The 22,875-nt window shown below is 39.3% G+C and carries 18 protein-coding genes; all 18 read left to right on the top strand.

Going from position 1 to position 22,875, the window contains the following annotated elements; all coding sequences use genetic code 11:
* The first annotated feature begins 29 nt into the window (after nucleotides 1–29).
* The 18 genes from DWZ93_RS00635 (at nucleotide 30) to DWZ93_RS00720 (ending at nucleotide 22,868) form a co-directional block, all read left to right on the top strand.
* Nucleotides 30–1,409 carry a DUF2142 domain-containing protein gene (locus DWZ93_RS00635; RefSeq protein ID WP_118451688.1) on the top strand — a complete coding sequence of 460 codons (1,380 nt, stop codon included), beginning with the start codon at nucleotides 30–32 and terminating at the stop codon, nucleotides 1,407–1,409.
* 153 nt (nucleotides 1,410–1,562) lie between these two features.
* On the top strand, nucleotides 1,563–4,862 hold the full coding sequence (locus tag DWZ93_RS00640; RefSeq protein WP_158574266.1) for a glycosyltransferase: 3,300 nt from the start codon (nucleotides 1,563–1,565) through the stop codon (nucleotides 4,860–4,862).
* 68 nt (nucleotides 4,863–4,930) lie between these two features.
* Nucleotides 4,931–6,703: a glycosyltransferase family 2 protein gene (locus DWZ93_RS00645; RefSeq protein WP_243061042.1), complete on the top strand. Its 1,773-nt coding sequence runs from the start codon at nucleotides 4,931–4,933 to the stop codon at nucleotides 6,701–6,703.
* 88 nt (nucleotides 6,704–6,791) lie between these two features.
* Nucleotides 6,792–7,568, top strand: coding sequence for an ABC transporter permease (locus tag DWZ93_RS00650; RefSeq protein WP_118384435.1), 777 nt, complete (start codon nucleotides 6,792–6,794; stop codon nucleotides 7,566–7,568).
* Nucleotides 7,569–7,580: 12 nt separating this feature from the next.
* Complete coding sequence (locus DWZ93_RS00655) at nucleotides 7,581–8,318, top strand: ABC transporter ATP-binding protein (RefSeq protein ID WP_118384436.1); 738 nt, start codon at nucleotides 7,581–7,583, stop codon at nucleotides 8,316–8,318.
* Nucleotides 8,319–8,337: 19 nt separating this feature from the next.
* The gene (locus tag DWZ93_RS00660; RefSeq protein WP_118451691.1) at nucleotides 8,338–8,937 is read left to right on the top strand and encodes a hypothetical protein; all 600 of its coding nucleotides are present in this window, start codon (nucleotides 8,338–8,340) and stop codon (nucleotides 8,935–8,937) included.
* 98 nt (nucleotides 8,938–9,035) lie between these two features.
* On the top strand, nucleotides 9,036–10,223 hold the full coding sequence (locus DWZ93_RS00665; protein WP_118384438.1) for a glycosyltransferase: 1,188 nt from the start codon (nucleotides 9,036–9,038) through the stop codon (nucleotides 10,221–10,223).
* An 87-nt stretch (nucleotides 10,224–10,310) separates the two neighbouring features.
* The gene (locus DWZ93_RS00670; protein WP_243061085.1) at nucleotides 10,311–11,981 is read left to right on the top strand and encodes an AAA family ATPase; all 1,671 of its coding nucleotides are present in this window, start codon (nucleotides 10,311–10,313) and stop codon (nucleotides 11,979–11,981) included.
* Between the two features lie 8 nt (nucleotides 11,982–11,989).
* Nucleotides 11,990–13,177, top strand: a complete 1,188-nt coding sequence (locus DWZ93_RS00675; protein WP_118451693.1) for a MerR family transcriptional regulator — start codon at nucleotides 11,990–11,992, stop codon at nucleotides 13,175–13,177.
* 127 nt (nucleotides 13,178–13,304) lie between these two features.
* Nucleotides 13,305–14,201: a glucose-1-phosphate thymidylyltransferase RfbA gene (rfbA, locus tag DWZ93_RS00680; protein ID WP_118384441.1), complete on the top strand. Its 897-nt coding sequence runs from the start codon at nucleotides 13,305–13,307 to the stop codon at nucleotides 14,199–14,201.
* Between the two features lie 118 nt (nucleotides 14,202–14,319).
* Nucleotides 14,320–15,351 (top strand): dTDP-glucose 4,6-dehydratase, encoded by a 1,032-nt coding sequence (gene rfbB / locus DWZ93_RS00685; RefSeq protein ID WP_118384442.1) that lies wholly within the window; start codon nucleotides 14,320–14,322, stop codon nucleotides 15,349–15,351.
* Nucleotides 15,352–16,293, top strand: coding sequence for a dTDP-4-dehydrorhamnose reductase (gene rfbD / locus DWZ93_RS00690; RefSeq protein ID WP_118451694.1), 942 nt, complete (start codon nucleotides 15,352–15,354; stop codon nucleotides 16,291–16,293).
* Nucleotides 16,294–16,371: 78 nt separating this feature from the next.
* Nucleotides 16,372–16,980, top strand: coding sequence for a dTDP-4-dehydrorhamnose 3,5-epimerase (gene rfbC, locus DWZ93_RS00695; protein ID WP_118384444.1), 609 nt, complete (start codon nucleotides 16,372–16,374; stop codon nucleotides 16,978–16,980).
* 10 nt (nucleotides 16,981–16,990) lie between these two features.
* Nucleotides 16,991–17,404 (top strand): GtrA family protein, encoded by a 414-nt coding sequence (locus DWZ93_RS00700; protein WP_118384445.1) that lies wholly within the window; start codon nucleotides 16,991–16,993, stop codon nucleotides 17,402–17,404.
* A gap of 1 nt (nucleotide 17,405) precedes the next feature.
* A complete protein-coding gene (locus DWZ93_RS00705; RefSeq protein WP_118451695.1) occupies nucleotides 17,406–19,232 on the top strand; it encodes a glycosyltransferase family 2 protein in 1,827 nt (608 codons plus the stop codon).
* 121 nt (nucleotides 19,233–19,353) lie between these two features.
* Nucleotides 19,354–20,757, top strand: coding sequence for an undecaprenyl-phosphate glucose phosphotransferase (locus DWZ93_RS00710; protein WP_118383352.1), 1,404 nt, complete (start codon nucleotides 19,354–19,356; stop codon nucleotides 20,755–20,757).
* A gap of 19 nt (nucleotides 20,758–20,776) precedes the next feature.
* Entirely contained in the window at nucleotides 20,777–21,886 is a 1,110-nt protein-coding gene (locus tag DWZ93_RS00715; protein ID WP_118383274.1) for an LCP family protein, read from the top strand.
* A gap of 10 nt (nucleotides 21,887–21,896) precedes the next feature.
* Nucleotides 21,897–22,868, top strand: coding sequence for a glycosyltransferase family 2 protein (locus DWZ93_RS00720; RefSeq protein ID WP_118383353.1), 972 nt, complete (start codon nucleotides 21,897–21,899; stop codon nucleotides 22,866–22,868).
* Nucleotides 22,869–22,875 lie beyond the last annotated feature (7 nt).

A 22,875-nucleotide genomic window follows, 5' to 3' on the forward strand; every position in this document is an offset into this window, starting at 1 on the left:
CGTGTTATTATATGGAAAGGTAAAGAAATATGGAGTGTAAGGGGAAAAGCAAAGAGATAATGGTTACCTTTTTGATTTTGATAATGGGATTGATGATGGCATTCATGGTACCTACTTGGGAGACGCCAGATGAATACACTCATTTGTGGATGATTGGTGATTCGATTGGGGTGGATGGTTTTGCTGATAAAATAACAGATAGTATAGAACTTCAGCAGGAAAGAATAGAATTTCATCCTGAAGAAAAGGTTGATATAAAAGAACAGAAAGATTCAATGGTAGAATCTCCCAAATATGTCAGATCGGAAATGTTGCCTAAGGCAATTCATATATCGGTTATTAAACATTTGCCGGCGACATTAGGCATTATATTAGGAATTCTTTTAGGGGTGCCTGCATATTGGGTAATGCAATTTGGTGAGATTTTCTCGTTGATTTTTTATGTTTATATATGCTATTTGTCATTGAAACTTATGCCGATAAAAAAAGAAGTAATGGCATTGCTTATGCTTTTTCCGATGGCAATACAACAAGCAAGCAGTATAAACTATGATGCAGTGCTTTTGCCTATGTGCTATTTGTTTATTGCTTTTATCTTCTATTTAAAATTTGAAAAAGAAGAAATTGGAATTAGACAGTTCGTAATTGCAATGTTGATATGGTGTGTTATTACCTACATAAAAATGCCATATGGTCTTTTGGGAATGCTGGTATTTATTATTCCGTTGAAAAAAATAAAGATCAATCTGCATATAGTGGTTGTGGACGAGAATCTCATAAGAAAATGTAGAATTCCGGTTGGAATATTGATGGCGGTAGGATTTGTTGGAGCTGTATATGTATTTAGGAACAATCAATATATCCAGGTGGTCTATGGATTTGTGCGTGAATGGAAAAGAGGAATTTATCTTTTGACGGCAACAGGAAGTACATGGACGGATTTTTTAATGACATCGACAGTGGGGAATTTCGGATGGTTAGATACGCCAATGTTATTCAGCGTGGTAATTGTTATATTTGTAGTTCTTGCTTTTGTATCTTTGTTGAGGAGTGATAGGAATGTAGAATATAAGCTGGATAGGAAAGATAGAATCGTAGTATTAATGACCTTTATCTTACTTTGTATTTTAATCACAATGTCATTGGCGAATCATACAATTAAAGTTATTTTGTTTGGCAGTGAACAATCCAGTATGACATATGAAATACGAGAGGCACTGTATCAGATCCCGTATATAGGCGGATTACAGGGAAGATATTATTTACCGTTTGTTTCGCTTTTGTTTATAGCAATACCGGAATGTGTTAAAGTTGATGAAAGAAAAAAACGATTAGTTTTAGGGGCATTGGAGATTGTGATGTATATTTATGTGTTTGGATTATTAGTTAATCGTTTTTGGATTGCTTAGACTAATTGAATCTGTATGATAATGAAAGAGAGGATAAAAATGTTCGATAAGATACAAAGAAAGAGTTTGGGAATAAAATGTGCGATAGACATATGCCAATATGAAAACGGCGTTTTTTGCGTAAAAGGATGGATGTTTTCTGGTAAGCAGAAAATGCAGAGAATGCAACTGGTTGTAGAAGTCGGTCGTGTGAAGTATCCTGTTGATATTTCGAGTCATTTGAAACGTTCGGATGTATACCGGGAATTTCAGATGGAAAACGCAAAAAAAAGTGGATTCTATGGGGAAGTACGGATTGAAAATGTAGAGTCATTCAGCGTAAATCTGGTATCTGAATTCAACGGTCAGAAAAATGTATGGAAATTAGGAAAATATAAATCGGATGAGAAAGTAGATCCACAGAAACAGCCTAATATTGAAGGGATTGATATCGGAGATAAAGAAATTGAAGTGATGGGACTTATTGCATCGGACAAGCTGCGGGAAGTGTATTACCCTAACGATTATAAGTCGGAACTTATAGATGTTATTGTGCCGGTTTATAATGGATATCAATACTTTGATGCATTGTTTTCGTCTATTGAAAAAACAGAGATGAAATACAGATTGATTATTCTTAACGATTGCAGTCCGGATGAACGTGTACTTCCTTATTTAAAAGAATATGCGGGAAAGCATTCAGAAGTGATATTGATAGAAAATGAAACGAACCTTGGATTTGTTAAGAATGTTAATAAGGCATTGGAATTGGCAAAAGGACATCATGTGGCTCTTGTGAACTCAGATGTGGAACTGCCGGAGCTCTGGCTGGAAAGACTTATGCTTCCTATTTTGGAGAGTGATGATGTGGCATCGTCTACTCCATATACAAATTGCGGAACGTTAGTAAGTTTTCCTAAAATGGGAGAGGATAACAGTCTGTTCAAAGATTTCACATTAGCTGAGATCGATGAGGAATTTCAGAAGATCGTACCGCGTTACGCATCACTGCCTACCGGCGTCGGTTTTTGCATGGGCATGAGTAAAAATGCAATTGAAAAAATAGGAGTGCTAGATGCAGACAGTTTTGGCATGGGATACGGTGAGGAGAATGACTGGTGTCAACGTGCAATTCTGGCAGGTTACAGAAATGTACAGGTAGAGAATCTGTTTGTATATCACAAACATGGTGGAAGCTTTTTGAGTGAAGATAAAAAAAGATATCTGGAAGAACATGCGAAGATTTTAAGTAAAAAACATCCAACTTATAATAAACAGGTTGCACACTTTTTTGCTGTTGATCCTAATAAGGATATCAGAAAGCTTGTAAAATACAGATTGTTGAAAAAGAGTGAAAGTGAAAAAGTGATTGTTGCATTTGATCACGATATTGGAGGCGGTGCAACTTCATACTTAAACAACAAGCAAAGAGAATATCTTGACAAGGGATATGTTTTTTATGTAGTTCGTTATAATTATGTTCAGGATTACTATCAGATTTTCATGCACGCTGACAAGGATAAATATGAGTTTTATGTTAAAACGCAGGAAGAGCTGATGAAAGCTTTGCAGTTCTTTGGCGCAAAAGAGTTATGGATCAATGAGCTTGTGACATATCCGACCTTGTATAAGCTGTTAGAACGTATAGAAGAATACAGAGCTCAGAATGAAGTGAAGCTCATTATGCTTTTACATGACTATTTTGCTATATGCCCGACGATCAATCTCGTTAATTCTGATAAGAAATATTGCGCAATTCCAGAATGTACACAAGCTTGTAAGCATTGCTTTGCAAATGTACATCCGGATTATGTGAGAGATTATCAGTCGATGGAAGAGTGGAGAAATCGCTGGGGACATTTTTTGAAGCGATGTGACGCGATTTTAGTTTTTTCAAATGATTCAGATCGCTTATTGAAAAAAGCATATGGAAAACTGGACAATGTGAAGGTGATGCCACATCAGATCGGTTTTATGCCGAAGTTAGATAAAAAGTATAAAACAACAGATACTTTTAACATTGGCTTGCTTGGTATATTGAATTATCATAAAGGCGCTGAAATTGTTAAAGAGTTATTGAAAGAGATTGAGCGCAGAGGCATGAATGCCAGAGTTGTATTAATCGGATACAGTGCAGAACCGATAAACAGCCCGCTATTCAGTGAGACAGGAAGATACGCTCCGGACAGTATCCCGGCACTTACATTAAAGCATGATATAGATATGTTCTTGATTCCATCTATCTGGCCGGAAACATTTTGCTATACAGCAGAAGAAATCATGAAGATGAATATGCCGATCATGTGCTTTAATATCGGTGCGCCTGTAGAGAGAGTAGTTAACTACGAAAAGGGCATGATTGTGGATGAAATGTCAGGAGTGGCAGTTGTCGATGCGATAGAGGCGAGTGAAGTGATGGCTCGATCTAAGCAAATGGAGCGGAAAGAGAAATCGGTTTTATTTATAGCCGGAGAAGAGTCATTTGCTTCCAGATATCGTGTAAGTCATTTGCGTGAGCAATTATTAATGCAGGGAATTTCATCGAAATGCATTATGCTTGACAAATTTAAGAGGTGCATGTTTAAACCATACCAGAGTGTTGTCTTATATCGAGTTGCCGACCAGAAAGTGGTAAACAAGATTATTAAACAGGCACATAGAGCTGGTAAAGAAGTATATTATGATATCGATGATTATATTTTTAATTACGAGAATATAAAACATTTATCATTTTTGAAAGGGAAAGAATATAAGAATTTTGAGGCATATTCAAAAGATATTAAAGAGATTATGGCTTCATGCGACGGATATATTGTTTCAACAAATACTTTGAAGGATGCGATCTTAAAAGATTTCCCGGGAAAACCGGTATGTATTAACCGTAATGTATCGAGTCTGGCAATGCAGATCTGCTCGTTGAGAAGAACATTGGAAAAGAAAAATGACAAGGTATATCTTGGATATTTCAGTGGCACGAAGACACACAATGCTGATTTTGAAAAGATAAAGCAGCCATTACTGAATCTGATGCAAAAAAATGAAAATGTATGTCTGTTAGTCGGCGGTCAGATTACTTTGCCGGAAGAATTTAATGTTTATAAGGATCGGATTGAAAGATTCAAGCTTATAATATGGAAAAAGCTTCCTGCGTTAATTGCCAAAGCAGACATCAATCTTATGCCTCTGGAAGATACATTTTTCCATGCTTGCAAATCTGAAAATAAATGGATGGAGGCTGCACTGGTGCATGTCCCGACGGTTGCATCCTGGAATCAGGAACTGCAGAGGGCAATTGAGAACGGTGTAGACGGATATTTATGCAAGTCTGAGGCAGAGTGGGAAGAAACTCTGGAACAGCTTGTTGAATCCGAGATGCTCCGGAAGCAAATCGCGGATGCGGCATTCCGTAAAGTTATGGATAAATATACAACATTTCATGTTGAAAAGGATGTTGTTGATATGCTTACAAAGTAAAATGCTAGTATTATGATAGGTGAAAAATGAGCAGTAAAATAGATATAATTAAAAAGTGTTCGAAACATATGAACCGGCGGGCAGCGAAAGAGGTGCTTTCCTATGTTCAATCACATGGTGTAAAAGGCTTAAAAGGTTATATTGTAAACCGGGTTATGACTGCAGGAAGACCATATGAATTATGGTTTGAAGATCATAAAGCATCGGAAAGTGAACTGCAGGAACAACGTCGAATGAAGTTTGCCTGGGAACCGAAGATAAGTATTATTGTGCCTGTATATCAGACACCGATAGAGTATCTTGAAAATATGGTGGAGTCGGTCCTGGCACAGTCTTATGAGAACTGGGAATTATGCATTGCAGATGGCAGTGGCGGTAATCAGCTGATCATTGACCGGATGCAGCAATATTGTGCCGGTGAATCTCGCATTAAGTACAGAGTTTTGGAGGATAACGAAGGTATATCGATCAACACAAATAAAGCTTTGGAATTGGCGTCAGGAGAGTATATAGGACTGCTTGATCATGATGATATGCTTGCGCCAAATGCGCTATATGAAGTGGTGGCTCAATTGCAGGAAAAACCATGGGACGTATTGTATTCGGATGAAGATATGGTGTGCGATGGAAAACATTGTAATCCGGCATTTAAACCTGATTTTAGCATTGATCTTTTACGCTCGCATAATTATATTACCCATTTCTTTGTTGTAAAAAAGAGCATTGTGGACTGTGTGGGAGGATTTAATAAAAGTTATGACGGATCACAGGATTATGATTTTGTCTTTCGCTGTATAGAAAAAGCAGAATCAATTTGTCATATACCTTCTATACTGTACCATTGGAGAATTCATGATCAGTCCGTTGCAGGTAATCCGGAAAGCAAACTTTATGCATATGACGCCGGAAAACGGGCGATTGAAGCACACTTGGAACGCTGTGGCATATCTGCACATGTTGAAATGATGAGTCTGTGGGGAATGTATCATGTGGTGTATGAAACGCCGGGAGACCCATTGGTTTCAATTGTTATTCCGAATAAAGATCATATTGATGATCTGAAACGATGTATTTCATCTATTGTGGAGAAATCTGCCTATACAAATTATGAGATTATCATCGTAGAGAATAATAGTGAAGAAGAGAATACATTCCGGTATTATCAGGAATTGCAAGAGCAGTATCCTGTGATTAAAGTCGTTGAATGGAAAAAAGCATTTAATTATTCTGCAATTAATAACTATGGTGTATCTTTTACCGAGGGAGAGTATTTCTTGTTTTTAAATAATGATACCGAACTGATCTCGCCGGGAGCAATACAGGAAATGCTTGGACATTGCATGCGTGAGGAAGTGGGCGCAGTAGGCGCTAAACTGCTGTATGCAGATGATACGGTTCAGCATGCCGGGGTTGTGATCGGTTTTGGCAATTATGCAGGTCATGTAAATAGTAATATCAAAAAAGATGAATGCGGATACATGAACAGAGCGGTAATCAATTGTGATTACAGTGCAGTTACTGCAGCATGTATGATGACGAAAAGAAGCTTGTTTGAACAGGTGGAAGGCTTTGATGAACAGTTTGTAGTAGCTTGCAATGACGTGGATTATTGCCTGAAGCTGAGAGAATTAAATAAGCTGATCGTATATAATGCATTTGCGGAGTGGTATCATTATGAGTCGAAATCAAGAGGTTATGAAGATACGAAAGAAAAACAGGAAAGATTCAGAAAAGAGATCGAGCATTTTGGTGTAAAATGGAAGAAATATTTAGATCATGGAGATCCATTTTATAATAAGAATTTTTCAGTACTTTTGGAACCTTTTCGATTGGGAAGCTAGCAATTGTTGACAGTAATTAGTCGGTTAAGTATAATATAGTAGATTAGGCTTTGTTCCTAATCTACTATTATTTTTCGGAGGAAGCGAAGTGTCGACCTATATACAGAATTTTAAAAAGTTTCAACCATTATTAAATGAATTGATAATGCGCGATATTAAGACGAAATATAGAAAATCTATACTGGGTGTTTTCTGGACGATTTTAAATCCATTATTTATGATGGTGGTATTGTCAGTAGTATTTTCTAATATGTTTAAATTTGATGTGGAATACTTTCCAGTGTATCTGCTCAGTGGTCAGTTGATTTTTAATTTTTTTAATGAAGCAACCACAAATGCTATGGGAGCAATTGTCGCGAATGGACCATTGATTAAAAAGATATATGTTCCTAAATATATGTTTGTACTGTCGCGTATTTTTTCTAGCTCAATTAATCTGTTGGCATCTTTTACAGCGATGATTTTTGTAATGCTTGCTATGCGGGTGGAACTTCATTATACAGTGCTCTTAGCGCCAATACCATTGATTTTTATTGTGTTCTTTTCTTTAGGCGTCGGGCTGATTCTATCAGCGATTACAGTTAAATTCCGAGATATTATGCATCTGTATTCGGTATTCGTTACAGCGTTGATGTATCTGACACCGGTTATTTACCCGATGTCAATTTTGCCAGAATGGTTGAAGAAGATTGTGTTATTGAATCCGATCACCAATATTCTGATGATGTTTAGAGATGTTATGCTGAATAATATGTTGCCAAGTATTGGCTCGATTTTGTTGGCAGCAGTTGAAACAGCAATGGTAATGGTAATTGGATTGTATGTATTCTACAAACGTCAGGATACATTTATCTTGGATATATAGGAGAAAAGAAGAATGGATAATACAGACATTATCAGTGTGGATCAGGTGTCTATGCGTTTTGCACTTGCATCTGAAAAAGTGGACAGTTTAAAAGAATATTTTATCAAAACACTGAAAAGCCAGATTTCTACCAATGAATTTTGGGCGTTGAAAGATGTGTCTTTTAGTATTAAGCGAGGAGATGCACTGGGGCTGATCGGATTGAACGGTAGTGGTAAAAGTACGATGCTGAAGATTATTGCGGGTGTGCTGAAGCCGACCAAAGGTTCTGTGGCTGTACGTGGTGAGGTTGCACCGTTGATTGAACTTGGAGCTGGATTTGATTTTGATTTGACTGCAGGTGAAAATATTTTCCTTAATGGAGCTCTTATGGGTAGATCCCATGAGGAAATGGAAGCGCATTACGAAGAAATTATAGAATTTTCAGAATTACGTGATTTCATCGATGTTCCGGTTAAAAATTTCTCTTCTGGTATGGTTTCAAGACTGGCATTTGCGATTGCAACAATAGGTACACCGGATATTCTGATTTGTGATGAAGTTCTTTCAGTTGGAGATTTTCGTTTCCAGGAAAAATGTCAGAGAAGGATTCAGGAGATGTTGGACAAGGGAACTACATTGCTTTTTGTATCTCACAGTATTGATCAGGTCGAAGAATTATGCAATAAAGTTGTTTGGCTGGAAAAAGGTAATGTGCGAATGTTTGGCGATTGTAAAAAAATTGCTGAGATATACAGAACGTCATATTAGAATATAAGGAGCGCAGGAAATGAAGAAGAAATTAGGCTGGATTATTTTTGCGGTTGTTCTGATAGCCTTTACATGTGTGTATGCTATTGTGGATAAGAATAATGCCATATATGATAGAACAGTGGATACCAGTAAGTATGTTGCACTTGGACTGGAACAGGGTGAGACGGTATCTCAGAGTTTTACTTCGAAAGAGGATAGGCTAGATGGTATCAATATAAAAATGTCTGTATCAGGGCAGGCAAATGAAAAGAAAATTAGTTATCTTCTGAAAGATGAAGATGATAAAAAAGTAGCATCCGGAAGTGTATCATTAGAAAAGATCAAAGCAGGCAAATTTTTTACACTGAAGTTTGATGAACTTACAGGATGTAAAGGAAAGACATATACATTTGAACTGACGGCCGAACAGTGCGAAAAGGATGCACAGATAATCGTGTATGCGGTTCCAGGAGCGGATAAAGAAGTACCTCTTGAGGTAAAAGGAGAAAAAGCAGAAGGTGTGATGGTATTGCGAACTATAACACATCGATTTGATATAGAGACTTTTGTCGTTACAGCAATATTCATTCTTTATGTGATTTTATTTATCAGATGGTTGAGTAAAGTGTTTAAGTAATTATTGGGGGCTAAAGATACTTCCCGGTTTTCTGTTTTAGAAAACCGGGAATTGTTATATAATGAAAAAAAGAATGTACGCTGTATGGGAGGTGCATTATGCCGAAAGTGAGTGTATTGTTATCTAATTATAATGGTGATAAGCATTTGGACGAATCTATTTCCAGTGTGTTAAGCCAAACTTATAAAGACTTTGAATTTATTATAGTTGATGATGCATCAACAGATTCATCGAGGAAAGTTATTGAAAATTATCATGATAAAAGAATAAAGAAATATTATGCAGAGAAAAACCGAAATATTGCGTATTCGTTAAATTTAGCGCTTTCAATGGCGTCCGGAGAATATATTGCAAGGATTGACAGTGATGATGTTTGGGAGTTAAATAAATTGGAAATCCAAGTGCAGTACATGGAAAACCATTCTGAATGCGGGGCATGCTTTACGAAAGTTAATATTATTGATGAATATTCAAATATAGCAAATGATATGTATGATGAATATTTTCAGTTGTTTAACAGTGCGGAGAATAAATCACAGAGAGAATGGTTGCGCTTTTTCTTTTATCAAGGGAATTGTTTGTGTCATCCATCAGTAGTGATTCGAAGAAATGTTTTAGAACATGTGGGTGGATACTATCATTTGGCATATGTTCCGGCAGAGGACTATGAATTGTGGACAAGAATCGTGATGAAGTATCCGATTCATATATTGGAAGAAAAGCTCGTGCGATACAGATGGGAAGAAACGGTAAACAAAATTAGTGGGAAAACTGATGGGAGAATATACGCATTCCCTAATATAATGATGCTGACAAGAAAAAGAATTATGGAGAATATCGACAATGAAGATCTTGTCAGATATTTTAAAGAAGACTTCATAAATCCTGAATCAGAAAGTCAGGAAGAACTCGAGTGTGAGAAGGCTCATATATTACTTCGATGTTCAGGAGATAATGCAAATTTTCTTGGGTTGGAAAAGTATGAGGAACTTTTGGACAATGAAAAAATGTTAAAGGTATTGGAAGAAAAAATGGAATTTTCCCTGTCGGAGTACTACAAAGAATATCGTACAAGAAATTTTGATTTATTAGGGGAACTGGAAAAAGCGAAGGGTGATATCAGGCATTTAAAAGCTGACGTGGAAGAAAAGCAAAAAGCAATAGAAAATAAACAGAGAGAAGTAGAGCAGTTACAATTTCTTGTCGATGAAGTGATGTCTTCGACATCGTGGAAAGTAACCAGTCCACTGAGGAGAGTTACGAGAACATTAAAAAGAAGAAAATAGTGTTGGATTGTATTCCCGTTTTTTTGTTGTGGAAAGCCGGGAGATATTTTATAATAAAATATATGTGCAGTGTGGAGGTGAAAAGTGATGCAGTATAATATCCCAATTGGAATTTCAGAATTTGAAAAAATCAGGAAAAATGACTATTACTATGTGGATAAGACAGATCTGATTCAGACGTTACTGAAGACAGAACCTGCAGAGATTACACTTTTTACAAGACCTCGCAGATTTGGAAAGACGCTTGTGATGAGTATGTTGGCATCTTTCTTTGACATTCGAAGAGAAAACAGAGATTTGTTTAAAGGCTTGAAGGTTGCAAAGGATCAGAAGTTGTGTCAAGGATGGATGAATCAATGGCCTGTGATTTTTCTGAGTTTTAAGGACGTAGGCGGAGAATGCTTCGAAGACGCGTATGGATTGTTGCAGTCTGTTATTTCGCAGCTGTATGTGGAACATACATACTTGGAAGAGAGTATGGAAATTGATGAATCCTATAAAGACATCTTTGGTAGATTGAAACGCAGACAGGGGAATAAAACAGATGTGCAGATCTCCCTTCGGGTATTGATGCGTATGATGCAGATATATTACGGAAAACAGGTGATTCTGCTTATTGATGAATATGATGTGCCGATGGCAAAAGCAGGAAACAAGGCGTATTACAATGAGATGCTGGACGTGATCGGCACTATGATGAGTCAGGCGCTGAAGGATAATACAGCACTTAAATTTTCTGTAATCACAGGATGTCTGCGTATTTCTAAAGAAAGTATTTTCACGGGTACTAATAATTTTGTGGCAGATACAATTGCGGATGAAAGATTCAGTAATTATTTTGGATTTACCAATGAAGAGGTACAAAGGCTTCTGGAGGATACCGGGAATATTAAGTATCAGGGTCAGATTAAAAAGTGGTATGATGGATACTGTTTTGGAAAGACGGAGATTTACTGTCCGTGGGATGTGTTGTGTTATCTGAATAAACTGGCATTTGAATCAGAAAGTGAACCGGAGAATTTCTGGGAAAATACGAGTCATAATGATATTATTCGTACATTTTTGTCTTGCGAAGGCATGGATGTGACGGATTCTTTTGAGAGACTTCTTGCTGGTGAAACAATAGAAGTTGAGATTACAGATAATCTGACATATGAAAATCTGACGGATTCGGAAGAAAATCTGTGGAGCGTATTATATCTGACCGGATATCTGACCAAGGACATCAGACAGCCATTGCAGGGAAAGACGAAAGCTTTTTTGAAAATCCCGAATGCAGAAATTATGGATATTTTCAGAAAAAGTGTAGTGCGTTGGTTTGATGAGCAGATAGCAGTTCGGGACAGAAGTAGCTTGTTTATAGCTTTGTGGAATGAAGATGTCAGTAGCTTATCAGAACTGATATCAGATCTTTTGTTTGAAACGATCAGTTATCATGATTACGCAGAAAGTTTCTATCATGCATTTTTAGCAGGATTATTTACAAATGCAGGATATATAGTAGAGTCTAATTATGAAAGTGGTCTGGGTAGACCGGATCTGGTAATAAAAAATAAGAAAAAACGCCAGGCAGTTATTATAGAAATTAAGATTGCTGATAGTATGCAGAGTTTGCAGAAGTCGGCAGAAAAGGCAATGGATCAGATAGACGATATGCGGTATGCAGATGGTATCTCTGCGCAGGGATATCAGAAGGTGATAAAATACGGAGCATCATTTTATCAAAAGAACTGTCTGATCAGCAAAAGTGAAGTATAAAGGTGACAATGAAAAAACCAGGTTATTATTCTTCTGGGGAGTTTGCTCGCATGGCGGGTGTAACGCTTCGGACAATACGATATTATGATAAACAGAATATATTAAAGCCATCTTTGGTAAGTGAGGCAGGAGCCAGGTTTTATACGGAAGAGGACTTTGCAAGGCTTCAGCAGATATTGCTTCTTAAGTACCTGGGATTCTCATTGTATGATATTCGAGAAATGACGATTGACGATGTGGATTATCATTTCCTTCTGAATTCACTGGGGATTCAGTTAAAGCTTGTGAAGGACAGGCTGGAACAGATGCAGCTGGTTGAGCAGGCAATTCAGGATACGATGGATGTGATCCAGACGGAACGGACGGTAGACTGGAGCAATATGTTGAATTTGATCCATCTAACCGGTATGGAGAAAAGTTTGAAGAACCAGTATCAGGATGCATCGAATATTTCGGCAAGAATTAATCTTCACAGTCTTTATTCGCAGAACACGCAGGGATGGTTTCCGTGGATCTATGAGCAGTTAGATCTGAAGTCTAATATGAAAGTGCTGGAACTTGGCTGCGGTGATGGTGAACTGTGGAAAGAAAATAAGGAGAAGCTGCCAAAACAGATAGAATTGCATCTGACAGATATTTCGGAAGGAATGCTCAGAGATGCCAGACGAGAAATCGGTGTGAGAGATAAACGGTTTTATTTTCAAACGGCGGATGCGTGTAAGATTCCGTATGAGGATGATATGTTCGATGTTGTGACGGCGAATCATGTGTTGTTTTACTGTGAAGATATCGGACGGGTTTGTAGTGAAATACGCCGGGTATTAAAACCGGGCGGGATATTTGTGTGTGGAGCTTATGGCAGCAGTCATATGAAAGAGGTAAGCCAGTTGGTGCAGAAGTTCGATGAGCATATCATATTATCTGCAGAGCATCTGTATGAAAGATTTGGCAAAGAGAATGGGCGTGATATTCTGGATCCTTACTTTGAGCAGATTGAATGGAGACAGTATGAAGATTATCTGGTTGTACCGGAACCGGAGCCGTTGATAGCATATGTGCTTTCTTGTCATGGTAATCAGGGACAGTATCTGCCGAACCGGTACAGCGAATTTCGCAATTATGTGCGGAAGAAGACGAAAGATGGATTTAAGATAACCAAAGATGCAGGAGTGTTTGTGTGTGAGATTAAAAAATAAATCTTAATATTTTCTAAAAAGACTTGAAGGTGACCTAAGGTCACCTTTTATAATGCAATCATAAGATGACAAAAGACTGGGATGTTTGTATCCCACGATCGAAGCATGTAATATGCAGGAGGTTCAAATGAAAGGAATTATTTTGGCAGGAGGATCTGGAACAAGACTTTATCCTCTGACGATGGTTACATCCAAACAGTTATTACCGATTTATGACAAACCGATGATCTATTATCCGATGTCTGTTCTGATGAATGCAGGTATCCGTGATATTTTAATTATTTCTACACCACAGGATACACCGAGATTCAAAGAACTGTTGGGAGACGGACATCAGTTTGGAGTGAAGCTGTCTTATGCAGTACAGCCAAGCCCGGATGGACTGGCTCAGGCATTCATCATTGGAGAGGAATTCATTGGTGATGATACCGTTGCGATGGTATTGGGAGATAATATTTTCGCAGGACACGGTATGAAGAAACGTCTGACAACAGCAGTGGAGAATGCAGAGTCGGGTAAGGGTGCTACCGTATTTGGATACTATGTAGATGATCCGGAGAGATTCGGTATCGTAGAGTTTGATCAGAATGGCAAGGCCGTTTCTATTGAAGAGAAGCCAGAGCATCCGAAGAGCAATTATTGTGTAACGGGGCTGTACTTCTATGATAATAAGGTCGTAGAGTATGCGAAGAACCTGAAGCCAAGTGCCAGAGGAGAGTTGGAGATTACCGACCTGAACCGTATTTATCTGGAGGAAGGCAATCTGAATGTAGAACTTCTCGGACAGGGATTCACATGGTTGGATACCGGTACACATGAGAGTCTGGTAGATGCTACAAACTTTGTGAAGACAGTAGAGACACATCAGCATCGTAAGATTGCGTGTCTGGAAGAGATTGGATATCTGAATGGCTGGATTTCCAAAGAGGAAGTGCTGAAGGTATATGAGGTACTGAAGAAGAATCAGTATGGTCAGTATTTGAAAGACGTATTAGATGGTAAATATCAGGAAAACCTGTACTAAACGAGTGATTGCCCAAAACCATTACTCACATGTAAAGCTGATGCGTCATGCTTGCATGTAAGCGGTCGCTTTACATGTGAGCAAATAATAAAATAACAACAGAAGGAGAAGTATTATTATGACTATTATTGTAACCGGAGGAGCCGGATTTATTGGAAGTAACTTTATATTTCACATGTTGAATAAGTACCCGGATTACAGAATCGTATGCCTGGACTGCCTGACATACGCAGGTAATCTGTCTACACTGGAGCCTGTAATGGATAACCCGAATTTCCGTTTTGTAAAGGCAAGCATTACAGATCGTGAAGCTGTATACAAATTGTTTGAGGAAGAAAAGCCGGATATGGTAGTGAACTTCGCAGCAGAAAGTCACGTAGACCGTTCTATCGAGAATCCGGAAGTATTCCTGGATACCAATATCAAAGGTACAGCAGTGCTGATGGATGCCTGCAGAAAATACGGTATCAAGCGTTATCATCAGGTATCTACGGATGAAGTATACGGAGATCTGCCGTTAGACAGACCGGATCTGTTCTTTACAGAGGAGACACCAATCCACACCAGCAGCCCGTACAGCTCATCAAAGGCCGGTGCAGACCTTTTGGTACTTGCATATCATAGAACATATGGACTGCCTGTGACTATCAGCAGATGCTCAAATAACTACGGACCATATCATTTCCCGGAGAAACTGATTCCGCTGATGATTGCAAATGCACTGAATGACAAACCGCTTCCGGTATACGGAAAAGGTGAAAATGTCCGTGACTGGCTGTATGTAGAGGATCATTGTAAAGCAATCGATCTGATTATTCATAACGGACGTGTTGGCGAGGTATACAACATCGGTGGTCACAACGAAATGAAGAATATTGATATCGTAAAGATTATCTGCAAAGAACTTGGCAAACCGGAAAGCCTGATCACATATGTAGAGGATCGTAAGGGACACGATATGCGTTATGCAATCGACCCTACCAAGATTCACAATGAACTTGGATGGCTGCCAGAGACCATGTTTAAAGATGGAATCAAGAAGACAATCCAGTGGTATCTGGATAACAAAGAGTGGTGGGAGACCATTATCTCAGGTGAATACCAGAATTATTATGAGAAAATGTATGCACACCGTCAGGAGGTTAAATAAATGAAGGTATTAGTAACAGGAGTAGGCGGACAGCTTGGACATGATGTGATGAATGAGCTGGCACAGCGCGGCTATGAAGGTGTAGGTTCAGACATCAAGGAAGAATACAGCGGTATTCAGGACGGAACTCCGGTAACCACAATGCCATATGTTCCGATGGATATTACAGATGCTGCATCTGTAGAAAAGGTAATGCGCGAAGTGAATCCGGATGTTATGGTTCACTGTGCAGCATGGACAGCAGTAGATAATGCAGAGGATGAAGATAAACAGGCAATCGTACATGCGATTAATGCAGGCGGTACCGAAAATATTGCAAAGATGTGTAAAGAACTGAATTGCAAGATGGTATATATCAGTACGGATTATGTGTTTGATGGACAGGGCACAGAGCCATGGGAGCCAGATTGCAAGGATTACGCACCTCTGAATGTATATGGACAGACAAAGCTGGATGGAGAGCTTGCTGTATCCGGTAATCTGGACAAATATTTTATCGTACGTATCGCATGGGTATTTGGCAAGAATGGCAAGAACTTTATTAAGACGATGCTGAATGTCGGTAAGACACACGATAAGCTTACAGTTGTAAATGACCAGATTGGTACACCGACGTATACATTTGATCTTGCACGTCTTCTGGTAGATATGATAGAGACAGAAAAATATGGATATTATCATGCAACTAACGAAGGCGGCTATATCAGCTGGTATGATTTTACCAAGGAAATCTTTCGTCAGGCAGTTGCTATGGGACATGAAGAATATTCGGAAGACCGGTTGAGTGTTGCACCGGTAACAACAGAAGAATATGGCGTGTCAAAGGCTGCAAGACCATTTAACAGCCGTCTGGATAAGAGTAAGCTTGTGGAAAATGGATTCAAACCATTGCCGACATGGCAGGATGCATTATCCAGATATCTGAAAGAAATCGAGTTTTAATTTTAATAAGTAAACAATAGAATCTGCCTGGTATAATCAACCGGGCAGATTTGGTGTATATAACTGGAGGAAGATAAAATGGGACAGATTAAAGTAGAGAAGAATGCAGGCGGTATTGAAGGACTGTGCGTAATCGAACCGGCAGTTCACGGAGATGCCAGAGGATATTTCATGGAGACTTATAATCAGAGAGATATGGAAGAAGAAGGACTGAATATGGTGTTTGTACAGGATAATCAGTCTAGTTCGACAAAGGGTGTGCTGAGAGGTCTTCATTTCCAGAAAGAATTTCCACAGGGCAAGCTTGTAAGAGTGGTGAAGGGGTCTGTGTTTGATGTGGCAGTAGACTTAAGAAGTGGAAGCGAGACTTATGGAAAATGGTTTGGTGTAGAGCTGACAGAAGAGAATAAGAAGCAGTTCTATATTCCAGAGGGATTTGCACATGGCTTCCTTGTGTTGAGTGATATTGCTGAGTTCTGTTATAAGTGTACAGACTTTTATCATCCGGGTGATGAAGGTGGACTTGCATGGAATGATCCGGAGATCGGTATTACATGGCCGGAGCTTCAGGGTGAATACAACGGAACTCCGTCAGCAGAAGGATATCATCTTGCAGACGGAACAGCATTGAATCTGAGTGACAAAGACCAGAAATGGGCAGTATTAAAGGATACGTTTAAGTTCTAAGGTGCAGAGAATGAAGAAAATAGATAGTACTTTTATCAGATTTGCAATGGTAGGAGTTGCAAATACTATATTTGGTACTGCAATTATGTTCCTGTTTTATAATGTGTTCCATCTGAGTTACTGGGTATCTTCTGCAAGCAATTATATTTTTGGAAGTATTTTGAGTTATTTCCTGAATAAGAATTTTACGTTTCAGAATAAAGAACGCTCATGGCAGGTGGTATTTCGGTTTGTGATTAATATCAGTATATGTTATGCTATAGCATATGGCATTGCCAAACCGCTGGTGCGCATGCTCCTGTCTGGACAGTCTGTCAAGATTCAGGATAATGGCGCGATGCTGGTAGGCATGGTACTGTTTGTAGTGATTAATTATCTGGGACAGAGACTTTTTGTGTTTAAGAAAGAAGCAGCAGGAGAGTAGTATGGATACGTATAAGATAGACTGGTTGAAAATTGCAAAAAGATTATCACCATATAACATAAAAAAAGGTCTGCTTTATATGAAGCACTTTGGACCGAAGGAGTTCTGGATTCGCTTGACAGAGCGTTTTCAGGCGGACGATGTGGATTATGAAGAATGGTATAAGAACCACAAGCCGACAATGGAAGAATTACAAAGGCAGCGTGATACAGAATTTGAATACGAACCGTTGATCAGTATTCTGGTGCCTGTATACAATACGCCGGAAGAGTTTCTGAAGCAGATGATCCAGTCGGTGAGAAAGCAGACATACGACAATTGGGAACTGTGTATTGCTAATGCCAATCCTGCCAATGAAACAGTGGCAGAAATCTTACGCATCTCATCTACGAAAGATGAAAGAATTAAGGTAAAAGATGTTCCGGAAAATGAAGGAATTGCACAGAACACGAATGCCGCACTGGCGATTGCAACAGGAGATTATATCGGACTGTTGGATCATGATGATCTGCTGACACCGGATGCACTGTATGAAGTGGTAAAAATGATCAATGAAAATGACAGACCGCAGGTATTGTATTCGGATGAAGACAAGATAACCATGGATCTGTCGGAACATTTTCAGCCACATATGAAACCGGATTATAATAAAGATCTGCTCCGGTCCAATAATTATATTACTCATTTTTTTGTGGCAGAACGTATGCTGGTAGAAGAAGTTGGCGGAGAAGATGGCGAATATAATGGGGCACAGGATTATGATCTGATTCTTAAGTGTACGGAACGGGCAAAGGGAATTGCTCATATTCCAAGAATCTTGTATCACTGGCGAGTACACAAAGCATCAACAGCTGACAATCCGGCAAGCAAGATGTATGCATTTGATGCCGGAAAGAGAGCAATTGAAGATCATCTGAAACGGTGTGGTGAGATTGGTAAAGTGAGCCACGAGAAAGATCTGGGATTTTACCGGGTAAAATATCAGGTGCAGGGCAGTCCATTAATTTCAATCATTATCCCGAACAAGGATCAGGTGGAATCACTGGACAAATGTCTGCGGTCCATTGAAAAGTCTTCTTATAAGAATTATGAGATTATTATTGTAGAGAACAACAGTACAGAGGACGAAACCTTTGCATATTATAAGAAGATTGAGTCTGACAAGATCCGTATTGTATACTGGTCGGATGAATTTAATTATTCTGCAATTAATAATTTTGGCGTAAAACATGCCAGGGGTGACTATCTGCTTCTGCTGAATAACGATGTAGAAGTAATCACGACAGACTGGTTAGAAGAACTTACAGCCAATTGCCAGCGTAAAGATGTGGGGATAGTAGGCGCAAGGCTGTATTATCCGGATGATACGATCCAGCATGCCGGTATTGTGATTGGTATCGGAGGCGTGGCTGGAGCATTGTTTGTAGGAATGCCAAGGATGTTTACCGGATATCTCCACAAAGCATCCATCCAGCAGGATCTGAGCGCAGTGACTGCGGCGTGTATGATGGTGAAGCGATCTGTGTATGAGGAACTTGGTGGCTTGGAAGAAGAGTTGAAGGTTGCGTTTAATGATGTAGACTTCTGCCTGCGGGCAAGAGAAAAGGGATATCTTGTAGTGTATGATCCAAATGTGGAATTATACCATTTTGAATCGAAATCCAGAGGAACGGAAGATTCCAAAGAAAAGATACGCAGATTCCAGAATGAGATCGAATATATGCGGAGTCATTGGCTGGAACTTCTGAAGAAGGGCGATCCAATGTACAATCCGAATCTGACATTAACCAAATGGGATTACAGTCTTCGCAATAATCAAAAAGAATAATCAAAATGATAAAAGCCACAGTGTTTTTCTTAAGTATCAGTTAAGAAAAACACTGTGGCTTGCTCTTTATGTGAAAATATAGTATTATGAGAAATGAAAAATAATGGAAGTTGGTGACCCCTTGATTAAGAATAATCAGCAATTATTAAATAGAATTCACGTAGTGCTGGATGCGGTTGTAATGGTGATAGCATATATGCTTGCCTGGTTTTTTAGATTCCGCTCCGGCTTTTTTGCATTAGATGCCTGGTATCTGTCATTGCAGGCATATATGCGTGCACTCATTTTTGTGGTGCCGGGATATCTGATCTTATATTATGCATTTCAGCTATATACTCCGAAACGTGTGCAGGGAAGAAGACTGGAAGCCTGGCATGTAGTACAGGCCAATGTAACAGGTATCGCATGTTTTATTATGATTTTGTATCTGCGCCATCAGACCGATTATTCCAGAAAGATGTTGTTTGTGTTCTTATGTATTAATATCTTTCTGGATGTACTGATGCGTAATGTTATTCGGATATTTCTGCGGAAGATTCGGAAGAATGGATTGAATCAGAAGCAGATCCTGTTGATCGGTTACAGCCGTGCAGCGGAAGAGTATATTGATCGCATTATCCAGAATCCGGAATGGGGATATACGGTACGAGGCATTTTGGCTGACAATATGCCGAGAGGCACCATGTACCGGGGGTATAAAGTAATCGGAAGAATCGATAATTTATCCATTATCTTACCGGAAAATCGCCTGGATGAGATTGTGATCACACTTGGACTGGCAGAATATCACAAGCTGGAACGGATTGTAGGCATGTGCGAGAAATCCGGTGTGCATACGAAATTTATTCCTGATTATAATAATGTCATACCGACGAAGCCTTATACGGAAGATATTCAGGGACTTCCCGTGATCAACATCCGCCGGGTTCCGCTTCATGATCCGTTGAATCGATTCATGAAGCGTGGGGTGGATATCTTTGGCGCAACAGTGGCATTGATATTATTCTCGCCTGTGATGATTGGAACGATGATCGCGATTAAGGTGAGTTCGCCCGGACCTCTGATATTCAAGCAGGAGAGAGTAGGGCTTAAGAATAAACCGTTTATGATGTACAAGTTCCGTTCGATGGTAGTACAGACAGAGGAAGAAGAAAAGAAAGGATGGACAACCAAGAACGATCCACGAGTGACCAGGGTTGGCAAATTCATCCGTAAGACAAGTATTGACGAGCTTCCACAGCTGTTTAATGTGTTCAAGGGAGATATGAGTCTGATTGGACCAAGACCGGAGCGGACACAGTTTGTAGAGCAGTTCAAAGAAGAGATACCGAGATATATGGTGAAACACCAGGTTCGTCCGGGACTGACCGGATGGGCACAGGTGAATGGGTACAGGGGAGATACATCCATTCGTAAGAGAATTGACTGTGATCTGTATTATGTAGAGAACTGGACATTAGGATTGGACTTTAAGATACTGATCATGACATTTTTTAAGGGATTTGTAAATAAAAACGCATATTGATCGAAGGGGAGACAGAGATATGGGACAGAGAGACGACCGGAGACTGGCAAGAAAAAAACAGGAGATGCGCAGACAAAAGAGAAGAAAGAAGCGCAGAAGACGGATCGTGTTTCTGGTAGCAGAGATATTGATATTATGCATTCTTAGCGTAATCGCTTATGGAATGTTTAAATTAGATAAGCTGAATGTGAATCCGTTGAAAAATCTGACGAATAATGGAATCAGCCAGGACGGCTATATGAATGTGGCGATATTTGGTGATGACAGGCGACCGGAGGACACAGGTAATGCGCGCAGTGACTGCATTATCATAGCAAGCATTAATAATGACACAAAAGAAGTGAAGCTGGTGTCTGTATATCGGGATACGCTCCTGAATACAGAAGATGATACGTATGATAAAGCTAATTCAGCATATGCCGTTGGCGGGGCAGAAGCTGCGGTTAATATGTTGAATCGCAATCTGGATCTGAATATTCAGGATTATGTCAGCGTGAATTTTCTGGCAGTTGCAGATGTAGTAGATCTGCTGGGTGGTATAGATCTGGATCTTACGGATGAAGAAGTGGTACACATGAATAACTATTGTGTAGAGACTTCTGAAATTACAGGTAAAAAATACAAGAAGATTGAGCCTGAAGTGGCAGGAACCTATCATTTAAATGGAGTACAGGCGGTATCTTACAGTCGTATTCGTTATACAGAAGGTGGAGATTTCCAGAGGACATCCAGACAGCGCCTTGTGATTGAGAAGATTGCAGAGAAAGCAAAAAAGGCAGACTTAAGTACCATCAATAAGATTATCGATGCGGTCTTTCCTGAGATTACGACCAGTTTTACCTCGGGGGAGATTGTGAAAATGAGTGCCGGTCTTCTGCAGTATTCCATTGGTGACAATGAAGGATTTCCAATGGATAATGAGACACCGGATTCGATACCGGGATATCAGGGGTCCTATGTTGTACCGAAGGGATTAGAAGAAAATGTAATCAAGCTTCATAAGTTTCTGTTCCCTGATGAGGATTATACACCAACGGATACAGTGAAAGAGATCAGTGATCACATTAAGGATGTGACGGGTATTTATCCTGATGATTCAGAAGATAGTACAGAGGATAATGGAGAATAAGGAGCAGTGCATGTGTAAAGTAACGGTAGTAATACCGAATTATAATGGTGAAAAATATCTGGTGCCGTGTCTTGCGTCTTTGTATGAAGAGACCAGGGCTGAGATAAAAGTAATTGTAGTGGACAATGGCTCAAAGGATGACAGTCTGAACAGAGCTATAAAGTTGTATCCACAGACCAGAATAATACGATTGGATCGCAATTATGGATTTTGCCGGGCAGTGAATGAAGGCATTACAGCTTCGGATACGGAATATGTATTGTTACTGAATAATGATACGTTGGTGAGAGAAGGCTTTGTAGAAGCCCTTCTTCGCAGAATAGAACGGAGTGAAAAGATCTTTTCGGTAGAAGCGAAGATGCTTCAGTATCAGGATGAAGCCAGAATTGACAGTGCGGGCACGTATTATAATGCGCTTGGATGGGCATTTGCCAGAGGAAAAGATCAGTCAGCAAAGAAGTATAATTACTGTGTGAAGACATTTGCAGCATGTGGTGGTGCAGCAATATACCGCAGGAAAGTATTTGACGAGATCGGACTATTTGATGAACGCCATTTTGCATATCTGGAGGATATTGATATCGGATATCGTGCAAGATTATATGGATATGTGAATGTATATGAGCCAAAGGCTGAGGTCGTTCATGTGGGAAGTGCATCCAGCGGTTCCAGATATAATGAATTTAAAGTACAGCATTCGTCTAAGAATAATATTTATCTGATTTATAAAAATATGCCAACATGGCAGATTATATTAAACCTTCCGTTCCTGACAGCAGGATTTGGAGCTAAGGCTGCCTTTTTTATAAAGAAGGGATTAGGAGTTACATATCTGAAAGGTCTGGCAGAGGGGGCTCGGATGTGTGATAAGAAATATAAAGTACATACAGAAAAAGCGGACTGGCGACAATGCCTCAGGATTCAATGGGAATTATGGATGAATGTGATCCGCAGGTTTTCTGATATGGGTGAAGAGGAATAGGATAATT

The organism is Dorea sp. AF36-15AT (assembly GCF_003477705.1).
In the GTDB taxonomy this organism is placed as follows: domain Bacteria; phylum Bacillota; class Clostridia; order Lachnospirales; family Lachnospiraceae; genus Claveliimonas; species Claveliimonas ammoniilytica.

What these genes read in the sequence shown, in the direction of transcription:
- DWZ93_RS00645 (WP_243061042.1), top strand. Translation starts at nt 4,931, where the DNA reads ATGAACCGGCGGGCAGCGAAAGAGGTGCTTTCCTATGTTCAATCACAT.
- DWZ93_RS00700 (WP_118384445.1), top strand. Translation starts at nt 16,991, where the DNA reads ATGAAGAAAATAGATAGTACTTTTATCAGATTTGCAATGGTAGGAGTT.
- DWZ93_RS00670 (WP_243061085.1), top strand. Translation starts at nt 10,311, where the DNA reads ATGCAGTATAATATCCCAATTGGAATTTCAGAATTTGAAAAAATCAGG.
- DWZ93_RS00660 (WP_118451691.1), top strand. Translation starts at nt 8,338, where the DNA reads ATGAAGAAGAAATTAGGCTGGATTATTTTTGCGGTTGTTCTGATAGCC.
- DWZ93_RS00635 (WP_118451688.1), top strand. Translation starts at nt 30, where the DNA reads ATGGAGTGTAAGGGGAAAAGCAAAGAGATAATGGTTACCTTTTTGATT.
- DWZ93_RS00720 (WP_118383353.1), top strand. Translation starts at nt 21,897, where the DNA reads ATGTGTAAAGTAACGGTAGTAATACCGAATTATAATGGTGAAAAATAT.
- rfbD (WP_118451694.1), top strand. Translation starts at nt 15,352, where the DNA reads ATGAAGGTATTAGTAACAGGAGTAGGCGGACAGCTTGGACATGATGTG.
- DWZ93_RS00655 (WP_118384436.1), top strand. Translation starts at nt 7,581, where the DNA reads ATGGATAATACAGACATTATCAGTGTGGATCAGGTGTCTATGCGTTTT.
- DWZ93_RS00675 (WP_118451693.1), top strand. Translation starts at nt 11,990, where the DNA reads ATGAAAAAACCAGGTTATTATTCTTCTGGGGAGTTTGCTCGCATGGCG.
- DWZ93_RS00665 (WP_118384438.1), top strand. Translation starts at nt 9,036, where the DNA reads ATGCCGAAAGTGAGTGTATTGTTATCTAATTATAATGGTGATAAGCAT.
- rfbB (WP_118384442.1), top strand. Translation starts at nt 14,320, where the DNA reads ATGACTATTATTGTAACCGGAGGAGCCGGATTTATTGGAAGTAACTTT.
- DWZ93_RS00705 (WP_118451695.1), top strand. Translation starts at nt 17,406, where the DNA reads ATGGATACGTATAAGATAGACTGGTTGAAAATTGCAAAAAGATTATCA.
- DWZ93_RS00715 (WP_118383274.1), top strand. Translation starts at nt 20,777, where the DNA reads ATGGGACAGAGAGACGACCGGAGACTGGCAAGAAAAAAACAGGAGATG.
- DWZ93_RS00640 (WP_158574266.1), top strand. Translation starts at nt 1,563, where the DNA reads ATGCAGAGAATGCAACTGGTTGTAGAAGTCGGTCGTGTGAAGTATCCT.
- rfbA (WP_118384441.1), top strand. Translation starts at nt 13,305, where the DNA reads ATGAAAGGAATTATTTTGGCAGGAGGATCTGGAACAAGACTTTATCCT.
- rfbC (WP_118384444.1), top strand. Translation starts at nt 16,372, where the DNA reads ATGGGACAGATTAAAGTAGAGAAGAATGCAGGCGGTATTGAAGGACTG.